12 protein-coding genes and 1 tRNA gene are annotated in these 14,610 nt (G+C 62.2%); 6 read left to right on the plus strand and 7 right to left on the minus strand.

What is annotated here, in order from left to right:
* Positions 1-7 precede the first annotated feature (7 nt).
* Positions 8-1,114 carry a molybdopterin-binding protein gene (locus AB5K84_RS35805; protein ID WP_011085095.1) on the minus strand — a complete coding sequence of 369 codons (1,107 nt, stop codon included), beginning with the start codon at positions 1,112-1,114 and terminating at the stop codon, positions 8-10.
* A 54-nt stretch (positions 1,115-1,168) separates the two neighbouring features.
* Positions 1,169-2,002: a substrate-binding domain-containing protein gene (locus AB5K84_RS35810; protein WP_038966585.1), complete on the minus strand. Its 834-nt coding sequence runs from the start codon at positions 2,000-2,002 to the stop codon at positions 1,169-1,171.
* Between AB5K84_RS35810 and AB5K84_RS35815 the strand changes: the two genes are divergently transcribed.
* The 3 genes from AB5K84_RS35815 (at position 2,001) to AB5K84_RS35825 (ending at position 4,543) form a co-directional block, all read left to right on the plus strand.
* Positions 2,001-2,345 carry a hypothetical protein gene (locus AB5K84_RS35815; protein WP_162494064.1) on the plus strand — a complete coding sequence of 115 codons (345 nt, stop codon included), beginning with the start codon at positions 2,001-2,003 and terminating at the stop codon, positions 2,343-2,345. The two genes, AB5K84_RS35810 and AB5K84_RS35815, sit on opposite strands and share 2 nt — an antisense overlap.
* The gene (locus AB5K84_RS35820) at positions 2,323-3,216 is read left to right on the plus strand and encodes a helix-turn-helix transcriptional regulator (protein ID WP_038966578.1); all 894 of its coding nucleotides are present in this window, start codon (positions 2,323-2,325) and stop codon (positions 3,214-3,216) included. The genes AB5K84_RS35815 and AB5K84_RS35820 overlap by 23 nt, the downstream gene beginning before the upstream one ends.
* A 97-nt stretch (positions 3,217-3,313) precedes the next feature.
* Entirely contained in the window at positions 3,314-4,543 is a 1,230-nt protein-coding gene (locus AB5K84_RS35825) for an ABC transporter substrate-binding protein (protein WP_011085092.1), read from the plus strand.
* 137 nt (positions 4,544-4,680) lie between these two features.
* Here AB5K84_RS35825 and AB5K84_RS35830 read toward each other — a convergent pair whose 3' ends face one another.
* Positions 4,681-5,643 (minus strand): TAXI family TRAP transporter solute-binding subunit, encoded by a 963-nt coding sequence (locus AB5K84_RS35830; RefSeq protein ID WP_011085091.1) that lies wholly within the window; start codon positions 5,641-5,643, stop codon positions 4,681-4,683.
* A gap of 107 nt (positions 5,644-5,750) precedes the next feature.
* On the opposite strand from AB5K84_RS35830, the gene AB5K84_RS35835 reads away from it, so the two are divergent.
* The 3 genes from AB5K84_RS35835 (at position 5,751) to AB5K84_RS35845 (ending at position 8,455) form a co-directional block, all read left to right on the plus strand.
* Positions 5,751-6,725, plus strand: coding sequence for a Bug family tripartite tricarboxylate transporter substrate binding protein (locus tag AB5K84_RS35835; protein WP_038966584.1), 975 nt, complete (start codon positions 5,751-5,753; stop codon positions 6,723-6,725).
* Between the two features lie 349 nt (positions 6,726-7,074).
* Positions 7,075-7,150, plus strand: a tRNA-Ile gene (locus AB5K84_RS35840).
* Positions 7,151-7,795: 645 nt separating this feature from the next.
* On the plus strand, positions 7,796-8,455 hold the full coding sequence (locus AB5K84_RS35845; RefSeq protein ID WP_063921409.1) for a hypothetical protein: 660 nt from the start codon (positions 7,796-7,798) through the stop codon (positions 8,453-8,455).
* Here the strand turns inward: AB5K84_RS35845 and AB5K84_RS35850 are convergent.
* From AB5K84_RS35850 to AB5K84_RS35865, 4 genes are read right to left on the minus strand one after another with little or no spacing between them, the layout of a single operon-like run.
* Positions 8,405-10,936, minus strand: a complete 2,532-nt coding sequence (locus tag AB5K84_RS35850) for a hypothetical protein (RefSeq protein WP_162494063.1) — start codon at positions 10,934-10,936, stop codon at positions 8,405-8,407. The genes AB5K84_RS35845 and AB5K84_RS35850 overlap by 51 nt on opposite strands.
* Complete coding sequence (locus AB5K84_RS35855; RefSeq protein WP_441232724.1) at positions 10,933-11,901, minus strand: AAA family ATPase; 969 nt, start codon at positions 11,899-11,901, stop codon at positions 10,933-10,935. The genes AB5K84_RS35850 and AB5K84_RS35855 overlap by 4 nt, the downstream gene beginning before the upstream one ends.
* Before the next feature lie 5 nt (positions 11,902-11,906).
* Positions 11,907-14,342: an integrase catalytic domain-containing protein gene (locus AB5K84_RS35860; protein WP_178372795.1), complete on the minus strand. Its 2,436-nt coding sequence runs from the start codon at positions 14,340-14,342 to the stop codon at positions 11,907-11,909.
* Entirely contained in the window at positions 14,339-14,608 is a 270-nt protein-coding gene (locus AB5K84_RS35865) for a hypothetical protein (RefSeq protein WP_157839409.1), read from the minus strand. The genes AB5K84_RS35860 and AB5K84_RS35865 overlap by 4 nt, the downstream gene beginning before the upstream one ends.
* Positions 14,609-14,610: the final 2 nt, after the last annotated feature.

A 14,610-nucleotide genomic window follows, 5' to 3' on the forward strand; every position in this document is an offset into this window, starting at 1 on the left:
ACCCATATCACTCCCGCATCAGATAGGCATCGACGCATGCGCCCGCTGCAAATCCCTCGTGGCTGGCGGGTATGATCAGCCATGCATCCGCACGGGCAATGGCCTGGAACGGCCACTCCCCCACCGCAAGCGGCATCCAGGCATGATGGTCCTCGGCCAGCAGTGCGATTTCGGCAATGCCGACACTGGACGCGATCTTGCGCGCGAGCGGCCGTGTCACGTGCCGGCGCAGCTGCCGTGCCGACAAACGATCGACGAGCGGAAGCACGAGCGCGAGCCAGGCTGCGAGCGCATGATCCGGCGAGCCGGGCAAGGCAACGACGGGAACTTTTTCGAGCCGCCCGACCGCGGCGGTGCGGCCGGGCTGAAGTGCAATGCCATGGGCGATCACGTCACCGCGCCGGGCCAGCGCCGCGACAGCGGCATCGCGGCGGCCGACGCCGCTGCCGCCGACAATCAGCAGCAGGTCGCAGGAGGAAGCATCGAGCGCATCTGCAATCGATGCGCCATCGCGCGCGGCGGCCTCGAACGCCCTCACATCCAGTCCCGCGACGCGCGCGATCCCGGCAATCATATGCGCCGTCGTCGTCGTATCAGGCACATTGACGATGCGCAGCCGCGGCCGCCGCACGCTCAGCCTGTCCACCGCCGCGACGCCGGCGAGCATCAGCGCGGCCGGACCGACCGGATATCCTTCTGTGCCGGCAAGCGTGCGAACGGCGATGTCGCTTCCGGCGCGGCGGACACCCTGCCCCGGCACGCCCTCCGCCAGCACCTGCGCGAGCGGTCCAGACATCTCGACGGCGTCGGCATCGAGCACACAGTCGCATCCCGCCGGCATCGCGTCGCCGGCATCGACCCAGGCCGGCGCCGTCGCCAGCGGCGACGGCGAATAGGCGGACGCACCGACGAGATCATTGGCGCGCAACGCCCACCCGTCCATGCCGGCAATGTCGTGCGGCGGATAGGCCGCAAGCAGCGGAGCGTCCGCCGCGATACAGCCGATCGCTTCAGTCAGCGGCAACGCAACAGGTGTGATCGGTTCAACGTCTCGCAGCAACGCGGCAAGCGCGGTGTCGAGCGGCGTCAGCGATGGCGGCAGGCGCTGGGTCATGCGCCATGATGGACCATGCAACGCTGCGTTTGGCAACCGCCGGAGATGCAGATGTCAGCCGGCCGACTTGTCCGCATTCGGAAAGAACAGCTGCTGCCCGTCGACCCTGTAGCCGGCGATCGCCGCCTGCCCGTCCGGCGAGATCAGCCAGTCGATGAAGGTCTGCCCCAGCTCCTTCTTCACGCTCGGAAACTTCTCGGGGTTGACCAACATCACGCCGTACTGGTTGAGCAGCCGCTTGTCGCCCTCGACGATGATGTCGAGATCGCCGCGCTCCTTGAAGGCGATCCAGCTGCCGCGGTCCGACAGCACATAGGCATTTGCGACACGCGCAGCTTCGAGCGCCGCGCCCATGCCCTCCTTGGCCTCGCGGTACCAGGCGCCTTTGGCAGCGGCGATGTCGATGCCGGCGACGATCCAGAGCGCGAGCTCCGCGGCGTGGGTGCCGGATCGATCGCCGCGCGTCACGAACGGCGCGCCCTTGGCCTCGATCGCCTTGAGCGCGGTCGCGATGTCCTTGCCCTTCACGCCGGCAGGATCGCTCTTCGGCCCGATCAGCACGTAGTCGTTGTACATCACGTCGAAGCGCTTCACGGCAAAACCTTCGGCGACGAACTTTTCCTCCTGTGGCCGCGCATGCATCAGCACGACGTCCGCATCGCCCTTGCGCGCCTCGTTGAGCACCTCGTCGGCGCGCTGCGCGATCACCCTCACGTCGATGCCGGTCTTGTCACGGAAAATCGGCAGCAGATGATCGAGCAGGCCCGAATCCTGCGTCGCTGTGGTGGAGGCCAGGACGATGGCGCGGTCCTCCGCGAACGACGCTCCGATGTCCGCGGTCAGGCCGCAGAGAAGCGCGAGTGCAACGGACAGGCGGCGAAAGGCCATGAGCTGGTTCCCATTGGATACGGCCACGATCATGAGGATCGATTGCGCCGCACTCGTGACGCATTTGCCCCTCGCGCGCTGCCGTTCGGGAAATTCCGGCAATGCATTGAGCGGCAGCCGATTGCAATCGCGAGCGCGACAGCAAGGCCCGCACCATGTGAGCGCTTCAGGATCGTTCACCAAAGCGGAAGAGGCGCCTGCGGATGTGTTGCAAAGCAACGAGATGATCGGGCATGGTTCCCGCGGACCGAAAATGAACTGCAGAATTCCACCTGCGACGAAAGTCCAAAAAGAAGCAAGAATTTGCATAGGAATGCAGGATGGAATTCCTGACGACCAGTGAAGCCGCTGACTATCTCCGACTTGGCGAACGCAAGCTCTACGAACTCGTCACCACCGGCGCGATCCCCTGTAGCAAGGTGACCGGGAAGTGGCTCTTCCCGCGGCACGAACTCGATCTCTGGGTGCTGTCCGGACTGGCGCGCCCTGCGGGCATGCTGGCCACGGAGCCGCCACCCGTCGTGGGCGGGAGCCAGGACGAGCTCCTGGACTGGAGCCTGCGCGAATCCGGCTCCGGCCTGGGATCGATGAGCGAGGGAAGCGCGCGCGGGCTCGAGCGCCTGCAGCGCGACGAGGTGACGGCTGTCGCAGTGCACTTCCACGGCCTGGATGCCTCCGGCAATCTTGCCTCCGACGCCAATGTGACGGCGCTGCGAGACGCTCCGGACCTGCATGACGCGCTGCTGGTCGCATTCGCGCGCCGCGAGCAGGGTCTCGTGCTGCCGCCGGGCAATCCGAAGCGATTGCGCGGTCTCGCCGACGTGCTCGCGCTCGGCGCCAGGATGGCGATGCGACAACAGGGCACAGGCGCGCAGATGCTGCTCGACGTGCTCCTGAAGCGCGCCGACGCCACCACCCGCGATTTGCGCCGGGTGGAGACGCCGGCCCTGACCGGGCCCGATCTTGCCGAAATGGTCCGCGCCGGCCAGGCCGATTGCGGGGTGGCGACACGCGCGGCGGCGCGCTCGGCCGGCCTCGATTTCGTGCCGCTGGTCTGGGAAAATCTCGATCTGGCGATGCGACAGCGCAGCTATTTCCGCCCCACCATGCAGGCCCTGATCCGGTTCCTGAGCGAAAGAAGGCTGCGCCAGCGCGCCGAGGAGCTGACCGGCTACGACCCCTCGCCGGCGGGGCAGATCCGCTTCGCCGCCTGACATTGACGCCCGCCCCCAAATAGTTGCAAAAGAAACCAATTCAGCCGGGCATACCCGGGCAACACCGGCCAACGAGCCGGATCAGGGGAGGACAAGCGTGAATCCAGCAAGATTTGGACTGCCGGTCGCGGCCGGCTTTGCAGCGACGTTCTTGGCGGCAGCCCTGCTGCCGGGCGCCGCAATGGCGCAGGTTTCCGACAACGTCGTCAAGATCGGCGTGCTCACCGACATGAACGGTCCCGCTTCCGCGCCGACCGGCCAGGGCTCGGTGACGGCGGCGCAGATGGCGATCGACGATTTCGGCGGCACCGTGCTCGGCAAGCCGATCAGCATCGTGATCGGCGACCACCAGCTCAAGGCCGATATCGGCGGCGCCATCGCGCGGCGCTGGTACGACGTCGACCAGGTCGATCTGATCGTCGACGTGCCGGTCTCGGCGGTCGGGCTCGCGGTGCAGAACATCGCCAACGAGAAGAAGCGGCTGTTCATCACCCACTCCACCGGCACCGCCGATTTCCACGGCAAGTTCTGCTCTCCTTACGCGATCCAGTGGGTGTTCGACACCCGCGCGCTCGCGGTCGGCACCGCGGATGCCGTGGTCAAGCGCGGCGGCGACAGCTGGTTCTTCATCACCGACGACTACGCCTTCGGCCATTCGCTGGAGCGCGATGCCTCCAGCGTCGTCACCGCCAATGGCGGCAAGGTGCTGGGCTCGGTGAAGCCGCCGCTGGCAACGCCCGACCTCTCATCGTTCGTGCTGCAGGCGCAGGCCTCCAAGGCCAAGATCATCGGCATTGCGGCAGGCCCCCCGAACAACATGAACGAGATCAAGACTGGCTCGGAGTTCGGCGTGTTCAAGGGCGGCCAGCAGATGGCGGCGCTGCTGGCGCTGATCACCGACATCCACGGCCTCGGCCTGCAGGCGGCGCAAGGCCTGTTGCTGACCACCTCGTTCTACTGGGACATGGACGACAAGACGCGCGAATGGTCGAAGCGCTATTTCGCCAAGATGAACAAGATGCCGTCGATGTGGCAGGCCGGCGTCTATTCGAGCGTGATGCACTATCTCAACGCCGTCAAGGAGACCGGCACCGATGATCCGCTCAAGGTCGCCGCGAAGATGCGGGAAAAGCCGATCGAGGATTTCTTCGCCCGCAACGGCAAGCTGCGCGAGGACAATCTGATGGTGCACGACCTCTGGCTGGTGCAGGTGAAGACGCCGGAGGAAAGCAAATACCCGTGGGACTATTACAAGATCCTCACGACCATCTCGGGCGACAAGGCGTTCGGGCCGCCGGACCCGGCGTGTGCGATGGTGAAGAAGTGACGATCGCTTAAAGCGATCGTCATTCCGGGGCGGTGCAAAGCACCGAACTACGGTGCGCAATTGCGCACCTGAGAATCTCGAGATTCCGGGTTCGCGCTTTGCGCGCCCCGGAATGACGGCCGCTTAGGGAGCGACCGTCATTTCACCACCCCGATCTCGCGAAAGTACTTCATCACGCCCGGATGAATCAGCTCCGGCTTCGGCGCGGCCGCGACGGTGTTCGCCGCGGTCGTCTCGCAGGCCTGCGCGAGCTTCTTGCAGAACGTCGCCTCCACGCCATGCAGCGTCTTCGCCAGCCGGTAGGCGACATCGTCCGGCAGATCCTCGCGCGTGAGGACAAAACTCCACGAACCGAGCGAGGCGATCGGCTCGGCCTGCTTCGGGTAGCTGCCGGCGGGCACGATCATCGGCTTCAGGAACGAATGCTTGGCGCGGATGCGCGTGACCTCTTCCTCGCTGGGCGCGATGAAGCGCGCGCCTGATGCGCTCGATGCCACCGCGGCAAAGCCGGGCCAGCCGATGCCGGCGCCCCACAGCGCGGCGACGCGTCCGTCCTCGACCATCGCGGGGCCGTCGCCGGCGCGGTCGAGATAGACGGCCTTGAAATCCTCGTCCTGCCTCAGCCCGAGGCCATCGAGCACGTAGCGCGCGAGGATCGGCAGGCCCGAGCCCTTGGCGCCGAACGCAACAGGCTGGCCAACGAGATCGCGAATGGTCTTGTAGGGGCTGTCGGCCCGCACCACGAACATGCCGGGGTTGGAATAGATCGCGGTGAGAATCTTCAGCCGCACCTTCGCACGGCCGATGCCGGCGAAGGCCTCGTAGGCCGGCTCGCCCGCGACCAAGGCGAGATCGAGCTCGCCCTTCTCCAACAGCGGAATGTTCTCGTTGCTGCCCTTGGTGTTGCGGGGTGCGATGGTGATTTGCGGATCGGCCGCGTTCATCACCTCCGCAAAGGCGTTGCCGTAGAGCGGGAAGCCGCCGCCGGGCGTTGCGGTGCCGAGGCTGAGTGTCGTGGTCGGAATGGCCGTGCCTCCGGTTTGAGCAGCAGCGGGGCTTAAGAGCAGCGCCGCGGCGAGAAGGATGATCGCGAATCTCATGGTCGTTCCCGGCGGACCTGCGTCAACACCGACTTGCGACGATGTAGGCAGCGGCCCGATTTTGTGAAAGCATGCAGCCCAACGACAATAATGCAATGGGAGGCGTCATGTTGCGAATTTTGCGTAACTATGTTTTCGGGCTGGTTTTTCTCTTAAGTCTTTTCAGCGCCGCACCTCCTGCCTCCGCCGCATATCCCGACCGCCCCGTGCACTGGATGATCGGCTTCGCCGCCGGCGGCCCGGTCGACATCGTGGCGCGGATCATGGCGCAGTGGCTGTCGGACCATCTCGGCCAGCAATTCGTCGTCGAGAACCGCGCCGGCTCCGGCGGCAACATCGCCGCCGCCGCCGCGATCAACGCAGCCCCCGACGGCTACACGCTGCTGTTCGTCGCGCCCAACAACGCGATCTCGACCTCGCTCTACAAGAAGCTGCCTTACGACTTCCTGCGCGACACCGTGCCGGTCGCGAGCATCATGCAGCTCACCAACATGCTGGTCGTCTCCAACGCGATGCCCGTGAAGACGGTTCAGGAGTTCATCGACTACTGCAAGGCCAATCCCGGGAAGATCTCCTTTGCCTCGTCCGGCAACGGCACCTCGGTGCACATGTCGGCGGAGCTGTTCAAGGTGATGACCAAATGCGACATGGTGCACGTGCCCTATCGCGGCTCGGCGATCGCCTTCCCCGACATCATCTCCAACAAGGTGCAGCTGATCTTCGACAATCTGCCGTCCGCGCTGGAGCAGGCCAAGGGCGGCAATGTCCGCGCGCTCGGCGTGACCTCGCCGAAGCGCTGGCCAAGCGTGCCCGACGTGCCTGCGATCGCCGAGACCGTGCCCGGCTTCGAATCGGTCGGCTTCTACGGCATCTCCGCGCCGAAGGGCACGCCGCCAGAGGTGATCGAGATCCTCAACAAGGCCGTCGGCGAGGCGCTGAAGGACCCCAAGCTGGTGGCCCGCCTCGCGGAGACCGGCGGCATCCCCAAACCGATGACGCCGGCCGAGTTCGGCAAGCTGGTCGTGGACGAGACGGAGAAGTGGCGCAAGGTGGTGGAGTTCGCCGGGGTCTCGGTGGACTAGCGGCGGCTCCGCGGCCGGGCTTGCCGCGCGTCGACAGGACGTTTAAGGGGGCCGACAGGCCCCTTCAAATCAAAAACTGCGAAAACAACCCCATGCACAGTAGACGAGGCTAGCAATTACAAGGGGTTATGGAAGCGACCCCACGAACCGTGCCGGAGCCGATTTGCGCCGTCGGGCAAAACAGGACTATAAGGGCATCATCGCAAGTTTCGGGTATTCGAAAATCACCTGCGGTGCCGCATCGGCGTTCCCGATCCGCCAGGGCCGGCATTGCACCCTCGCCTCCAGCCTTGTAAACGAACCGCGCACCGTTGCCGGCCGCACGCATTCCCGCGGCCGTCTCGCGGCGGGGCCTGTAGCTCAATGGTTAGAGCCGGCCGCTCATAACGGTCTGGTTGCAGGTTCGAGTCCTGCCGGGCCCACCACGCTTCGCCCTTCGTGTCGCGCCAAATTTGGTCCGAGTCGATTCCAAACGATCGTGAGTCGATTTACCAAGAATCGTGAGTCGATTTCGCCGATTTCCAAGAAATCACGAGTCGATTTTGCTGATTTAGGGTAATTGGCCCGACCCACCCGGCGTGTAGGCCAGATGCGCAAACGGCAATTGCCCGGTTAACCAATGGTTACCGGGCTATTGCCGACAAAAGATTTGAAAGCGAACCACGTTCGTCCTGGGCAGCCCAGCCTACTTCGCCACTGATCAGGCCCTACTGCTCAAAGTTGAGTCGCCCAACCCGTTCGGCACTTCCGTCCTAGATCAGGTCCGACGCTTGAAAACCGGAGCCTCCCGCCGATTTTCCTGCCTCTGCCCGGGTAGACCAGGTCAAGTACGATTCCGCCTCAATCGTCTCCACCGGTCTCGCCGAAAACCGTCTCTAGATCCTTCGCACTTCAGTCCACCGCCGCCAAAAACACCCTAGTCTGTCGCCTCGGAAAACGCGACTCCGATATTCTGACAAGTTATCAGTTTTGGCGCGGCGAGCGCGATTGGACGGTTTCGATTCAAACGTTAGCGAACCACTCACCTTCTTCCCTTAGCCTCCTCGGGGATGGGGAATGGGGGACGATCAGTGAAAGGAGTTCCGGCGAAACGAGCCGCAAAATCCTCGGCAACGAAGAAGGATTCGAAATCGAAGCGGAAGCGGACCGAGCGCGAGCACGACATCTCGCTGGCGGATCTATTCCTCTGGGTCACGGTGGTCGACCAATGCCAAATCCAGCCCAGGAATGGCCTCGAAGCAACCTCCGAAGCCGCAAAACTGAACTCGGGGCAAGTCCAGAAGCGGCTGAAAGTGATCGAGAAGCGCTTCGGTCCCCTTTTTAGAAAACGTATTGCGGAAAAAACGACTGCTCAAGAGGAGAACGGTCATGCCGCCCGGAAGCAGAACCGCTCTGGCGTGACCAACACCCTCGGAGGTGCTCTCGCGGAGATATTCGCGACGATAGAGCATCTCTATCTGTACGCCCTGACGCTGAAACGTCGCGACGGCGCTGTGGATCCATTTCCGGAAGTGATCGAAGCAAAAAAGGCGGTGTTGAAGGCGATTCCCGTCACGCCGCTCCGCGAGTTGGATCGCGTCAAGCTGAAGGTGCGCCGCGACCGGATTACAAGATCGCAGGTTTGGGCGCATCGTATCAGGCAGCGTCAGCGCACCGGCACGCCCAAGAGATTCTCCGACTTACCCAAGATGCATCCGAGATACGCCAGCGACTGGCGTCTTGAGGAGTAGCGATCGCCTAGCCCTCACCCAAGCCTTCGCCGTCGTATATTCGACATCGCAAGTCTTTGAGGCCTGATGGACGCTGCTTCCACCATCCACCAGCGCAAGCAGTCTGCGTTTTGTCTCCTTGGGGTATGCGTTTCCGATTGAGACCGGGCGTCCCAGAATATTCTCGACGGCGGTCCGATCGAACATCGGCACCTTATTCTCTTTCAGCCGAAGCACCGGCCGAACTTCGTTGGCGTTCAGCCATTTGATGACGTTCCGATCCTGCTTGTAGCCCGAGCGCGCCATGATCTCCGGCAGGAAGATTGCCGCCTTCGCCAACGCCTCGACATGCCGACGTTCGAACGGGGTGACCGTGGCGTCTGCAATCAGTTTCCCGATGGCCACCAATCTCTGAACGGCAAAAATCGAGCAACCGAGCACGGAGGCCGCGGTTGCATAGCCGATGCGCGTATGGTCTTGCGCCTCCTGCCTCGCGGCCGCGCGCCCCTCTGGAGATTCCGGTCCGTGAAGAATGCCTTTCGGGCGAGGAGGTGGCAATTTCCGCTCGGGCTTCGGCAATTGCTCGATCCTGGCGCTAAGGGCCATCTCGACCTTCGCGCGAAAGTACACCTTCCATCCGGCCTTCTTGAGCTCAAGAACCGGATTCAGCCCCTGGTTCGCGAGCCACGTCGATGCTTCGCGGTAGGTCCGGAACCGGCCGATCCGAACGATCTCCGGCGTGAAGATTGTCTCCTTCGCCAACCTTTCGATTTCAGCGCGTTTGAACGGAGAATTTACGGGCGCGTCGGCGTGCTGCTTCAGCTTTCCGACCTTCGCGAGGCGCCACACCGCTACATCGTTTGTGCCCAGCAGCTCCGCAGCTTCGAACTTGCCGACCCATTGCAGCGATGGGGTAGCTTCGGCCATTCGCTCTTCGATCAACTGCCGCAAAGAGCTCAGGTCACGGATCGCCAACCTCTCACCCAACGAGATGGCAGACGGCTTCACGGTCGTCACGGCCAGGCGACCGTCGGCGATCGCCGCCACTATGACCGCCCATGGCACGCTCCGAGCGCCGACCGATCGCAAGGCGACTCTCAGCCGAACCGTGTCGTCGCCCTCATCGACTACCGCCTTCTGCGAAATTTTCGCGGCCAAGTCATCAACGGAACTCTTCGTGTAGTAGACGGACGATCGCAGAAGCTTGAGCACTGGACCATCGACGCGGACAAGCAGTCCGATTTTTTCGAGCTCTTCGAGATCCTTTAGATGGACGCCGACCCTGGGTGCCGTCATCGTTCCCGAAATAACTTCCTGCTTCCGCTCGGCGATCGGCTTGAACGCCTTCTCCGAAACCAGAACGGGAGATTTCTCAAGGTTGTCGAATTTGATCGCCGGAATCAGGCCGCTCTTGACGAGCTCGCTAAGTCCCGACCGGAGAACGCCGTATTTCTCGGCGAGGTGGGCGATGGGCTTCATGTCGGGATCGCTGCGAGTTTCGAAATACGTCGTCACCGCGTTACCGAGGATCATTCTCGCCGAAGCGCACAGGTTCCGGTCCATGATGCCGAGCGGCCCGAGCTCGCTAAACCATCCATACGTCCTCTCGCGGGACTTTTCCTTACTTTGATCACGCAGGAAGTCGCCGAACCGCTCGAGGCCTGCTGCCCCGTCGATGAGGGCGCGCCCTGCAACGGACAGCACCTCGGGCGTGAACTTATCCCAGCCCTCGCCGGATTTCGCCCTTCTGCGGATGGCGTTGCGCTTCGTGTCCCAGCTCTCGGCAAGCTGCATGCTCGCAAAGTGGAGCACAACTTCGAATATATCTCCATTCGACAAGTCGGACCACATTTCCGGGACAAGGCGCCGGGCGACCTCTTTCCTTCCCGGCGCCGGGTCGATCAAGTTCGTGACGAAATCAAGCGCCTGGAGATCGTTCACCTCGACCATCGGTTGCGGGAAATCACGCAGATCAACTCCCGGATACTTCCAGATCGCGCCCAAGAATTTTTCCGGTCGATAGCAGTGATCGCAAAAGGCGACGCCGTAGGTCACCGTCCATCCGAGCGGCTTGGCGCAGACCGGGCAAGAATCGATTAGCGTCTCCTTAGTGGCTGGGTCGAACCCGAATAACTTCACCGACCACATTGCGCGCATCCATCCGCCGAGCTTGAGCGCGCGGGGGGAGACGCGACGTTTCTGGGCATCCCGGTAAAACGCCCGAAGGGGTTCTCCGAAAAAATCAATCCTCCCGGCATGCTCATCCAATTGAGGATGGAATTTGGTCGCCACGCTCACGACATCCGCCGTGCCGACGAAGTCAGCGATCGTCTTCGCGAGATCCGGCGATCTGCTGCAAAGCGACTGGGGCTTGTGCGTGACGATACCGGCACTTCGCAGGGCGGTCAGCGGACTTCTGCGGAAGTTGGACGCCGTCGCACGCAGGACAAGTCCACCGAGGCACTCGTCCGGCATCGGCTGAATGGGGAAAGCGAACCTCATTTCAGCTCGGCCTTCCGCACGCCGGTCGGGAAGGGATTGTAGTCGATTAGCCGCGGAATCGCCCACTTGTCGACGGCCGCCTCAAGGTGCGAGCGCAATACACAAGGACTACCGGCCTTCGCAGCGATGACTGCCGCCTGCTCCACAATGCGCGAGACATAGCCAACGCGTCCTCCGGACACGACGTGGAGACACTCGGGGATGTCGCCATCGAGAAGATTAGATTCTTCTTCGAACAAGCCATGCTCCTTCAACTTCAGGCCGAGCATGCCGAGATACTCGATGAACATCTCCCGCTGAGCGGCCACGCCATAGTCCAGTCGATCGAACGATATTTCCTCCAAAACCCGGCCGTCGAGTTGGTCGTCGCCGAACAACAGGGTACGGGCTTCCGTCACCCCGATGAAGACCATCGGGCACACGCCGCGGATCAGCATGACCTTGAGAGTGTTCGCGATACCCGCGTCGTTTTCGTTCTTCTCGGCATACTTGCTGCGCTGCTTCGTCGGTCTGAGATGTTGGACTTCGTCGACGATAATCAATTCCACTCCCAGCGCTACGATATGATCGTAGCAAAGCTTGAGGAGTTGCTGGGTATTGCCTTCCGCTTCGACGTTCAGGGCGCGAAGAATTTCCTCGGCGAGATTCTTGATCGTCGTCACTCCCTCCAAGGTGATGTAGATGACGATGCGCTGCTTGCTCGCGATCTCGTTGCGTTTCATGTCCTTTGGAAACAGTCCGCGCTTGATCGCCTCGTCTACGACGCGCGTCTCAAGATACGTCTTGACGCACATGCTCTTGCCGCTATGCGTCGGGGCGAATATCGTGGCGCAGCGTTTCGGCTCTTGAGGCGACTCGCGCGTGACCTGCCTGAGGTCATCGAATATATCATGGGCATCGAGAAGCCGATCGTTGAAAATGCGAATGTCGTTGAAAGCCGACCCGATCTTGCCTCTGATGGACATGATGGCTATGCCCCCATTTTCTTCTTAAGAGCCGCCAACTTCGCCAGCGACTCTTCACGGGTCATCGCGTACGATGCCGAGACCTCGGCTTTCTGTTTTTCGATCTGCTTGACCGGTTCGCTCCGCCCTCGCTCCGCGTTCTTGCGGTCTTGGTTCTGGGCACGCTTCTTTGTCGCTTTCCGAGTGGCCGCCGCGCCGCCTCTGCGGGGCGCCTTCTCGCGCAAACGGTCGCCTTCACGTTCCCGCGCGGGCAGGCCCTGCGGAATATCCATCGGTTCGGATCCGTCGGTCAGTGGCGGCCCCTTCACGCGCACCACGGTGTCGCCGTCGACCAATTGGGGGCGATCGAGTTCGGTCGCGGCCTTGCGCGCATCGCGGTAGGGAATGAATGGAATGTCTTCCCTAAGCGAGCGGCTGAACGCCGCCCGCGCGGCGTAGCGCTCGTCGTCGGTATGAAAGGCGAGGTTCTGTTCCTTTGCGAACTTCTTGATCTCCGCCGCGGTCTTCCAAGAGAGCCCCGTCGAAAAATTCGGATTGACGTTCGGGAGCCTAACGTTCTTTTTCTGGACGAAATCCCACAACAAGATGAAGGAGCAGTCCGACGGATCCGACGTTCCCAGCAGAAATATAGTACCGCTAGACTTCGGTCCCTTCCGCTGGTCCTTTTTCTTGCTGTAACGAAGCAGGCGATCCAGCAGAACGGTCGTTGTCTTCTGGTCGTGGAAGCGATGGTTATCGAGCCTGACGCCCTCCGCGGTAAGGAGGACGATGTGGGACCGACCCAACACTTTATCCAGCTCGGCGACGTCGTCCACAGTCGGTCGCCCTTTGTCGAGAAGGCTGGCGCGCCAGCGGATGGCCGGCACGATCTGCTCCTCGCCGTGCGGTTCGACGTGGTAGATCGTGACGATGGCCTCCCACATCTTGTCGAGCAACCACTCCTTCGTGTGGACCGCCTTGATCTCCGGATGCAGGTTGAGCGCACTCATCTCGTGCGCCTTGAACGGGATCCCCTCTTCGAGTCTATGCCAAACCATCGTGTTGAGCGTGCCAAACGCGCGCTCGGCGTAACTCTTGAATTCCCCAGTTTTGACGGGCGCCCAAATCACGTCGATGCCGCAGGCCTCGCAGCACACCTGGAAGCTCATTCCGACGAATTCCCAGCCATTGTCGACGATGACCGTCCCGGGCTTGCCCCAACCGTCCGTTGCCCCCTTGTGATGCCCGAAGCGATCGATGAGGAAGTTCTTCCTGCGGACGACCTGGCGCAGGCAGAGAAGCGCGGAGTACACCGACGGGTGCTCGTAAGTGATGACGGCGCCCACGATCATCCGCGAATAGACGTCGATAGCTAGGGTCAGCCACGGGCGTTCGACGAGTGTCTTCACGCCGTCCTCGTCGTAGATCACCGCCCAAGCGTCGATCCTCGTGTGATCGATCATCACAAATTCTAGCGCCCTGGTCGCTTTGATCGGACGACCACGGCCGATGAAGCGGCGACGCGCCTTCTCCTCCCCGTACTTGGTCTTGTATGACCAGTAGTTCTCGCCCGCATTGATCCAGAGGCGGAGCGTTTCTCGCGTCGGGCGGGGGAGCGCTTTCAGATCGTATGAAATCTCCTCGTCGCGCAGATCGGGAAGCCCCTTCTCCCTGCGCGCCTCGTTCAGCTTGGTTACTTCGGCCCCACGCCGATCGTTCTCCTTTTTCAGGCAATCGTAGAACTCGGCGATGACCTCCTTCTGGCGAACTTCACGCTTCGCCCAGAACGTCGTGTTCATCTCGACGGCGTACTCGAGCACCTTATCCGGCCAGCGCCGACCTCCGTGCTTCTGGCCACGCTTGCTCAAGAAAGCGCTCAGCGGGCGATTTCCAGGCTCGCCGCAGCGCTTGAGCGCCCGAAGCAGCGCGCCGGCTGAAGGCGTCCATTCGAAGTTTGTCCCTTCGAGGGCGTCCCTGATGAACCTGTTCACTCCGACGTGGCCCTCGCCCGCCGGCATCTCGTCGTATGCCACCGCCAAGAATCGAAGGACGCGAGCCTCATCAAGCCGCTTCTTCGCCAGCAAACGCTTCGCCTTTTCCTTCGGCTTTATGTTCGGCTCGTTGGGGTTCAGTAGGCTCAGCGGGTCGATATCTTCGAGCGTTTTCGGATCGCGGCCGCGACCGGCAACTTGAACGCGGCAGGCGCGGCCGTCGGAACGCATGGTTTCCCAATCGTCCTTCGGAATGAAAATTTCCTGGTCCGTCGACGCCCTCACGAACTTCAGGACACCGTTGGAATAGAATTTCTTGAACTCCACAGTAACCGGCGCGGGCTCGTCGTTCAGCCAAACGACATACGGCTCGTCGATCTTGACATCGAGCGGCGTGAGGTCGACCTGCTCGTCCGCGGCCCGCTGCTGACCGATCAGATCGGGGCGCTTGAGTATCTGTATGGCCGTCATGGCAACGCTTCGCCATCATCGACCGGCGGAAAGCGCGGATCGTTATCCGTGGCCATGGGGCTGCCTTCGGGGCTGTTCCACAGCTTGAGCACGCGACGAAACATGCTCGGTGAGACCCGAACGTCGAAGCCAGAAGCTCGGAGATTCGCGTCGATAAACCTAGATATGGCGACATCACTGAGAGCAACCGGATTGGCGTCGTAGCGCGACACCAAAAACGTCAGCAATTCAGTCTTTGACGAATTATCGAGTGAACGAAACAACATGG

This window comes from Bradyrhizobium sp. 1200_D9_N1_1 (assembly GCF_052075915.1).
Classification (GTDB): Bacteria; Pseudomonadota; Alphaproteobacteria; order Rhizobiales; family Xanthobacteraceae; genus Bradyrhizobium; species Bradyrhizobium diazoefficiens.

What these genes read in the sequence shown, in the direction of transcription:
- AB5K84_RS35805 (WP_011085095.1), bottom strand. Translation starts at nt 1,114, where the DNA reads ATGACCCAGCGCCTGCCGCCATCGCTGACGCCGCTCGACACCGCGCTT.
- AB5K84_RS35815 (WP_162494064.1), top strand. Translation starts at nt 2,001, where the DNA reads ATGAGCTGGTTCCCATTGGATACGGCCACGATCATGAGGATCGATTGC.
- AB5K84_RS35810 (WP_038966585.1), bottom strand. Translation starts at nt 2,002, where the DNA reads ATGGCCTTTCGCCGCCTGTCCGTTGCACTCGCGCTTCTCTGCGGCCTG.
- AB5K84_RS35820 (WP_038966578.1), top strand. Translation starts at nt 2,323, where the DNA reads ATGGAATTCCTGACGACCAGTGAAGCCGCTGACTATCTCCGACTTGGC.
- AB5K84_RS35830 (WP_011085091.1), bottom strand. Translation starts at nt 5,643, where the DNA reads ATGAGATTCGCGATCATCCTTCTCGCCGCGGCGCTGCTCTTAAGCCCC.
- AB5K84_RS35835 (WP_038966584.1), top strand. Translation starts at nt 5,751, where the DNA reads ATGTTGCGAATTTTGCGTAACTATGTTTTCGGGCTGGTTTTTCTCTTA.
- AB5K84_RS35850 (WP_162494063.1), bottom strand. Translation starts at nt 10,936, where the DNA reads ATGAGGTTCGCTTTCCCCATTCAGCCGATGCCGGACGAGTGCCTCGGT.
- AB5K84_RS35855 (WP_441232724.1), bottom strand. Translation starts at nt 11,901, where the DNA reads ATGTCCATCAGAGGCAAGATCGGGTCGGCTTTCAACGACATTCGCATT.
- AB5K84_RS35860 (WP_178372795.1), bottom strand. Translation starts at nt 14,342, where the DNA reads ATGACGGCCATACAGATACTCAAGCGCCCCGATCTGATCGGTCAGCAG.
- AB5K84_RS35865 (WP_157839409.1), bottom strand. Translation starts at nt 14,608, where the DNA reads ATGTTGTTTCGTTCACTCGATAATTCGTCAAAGACTGAATTGCTGACG.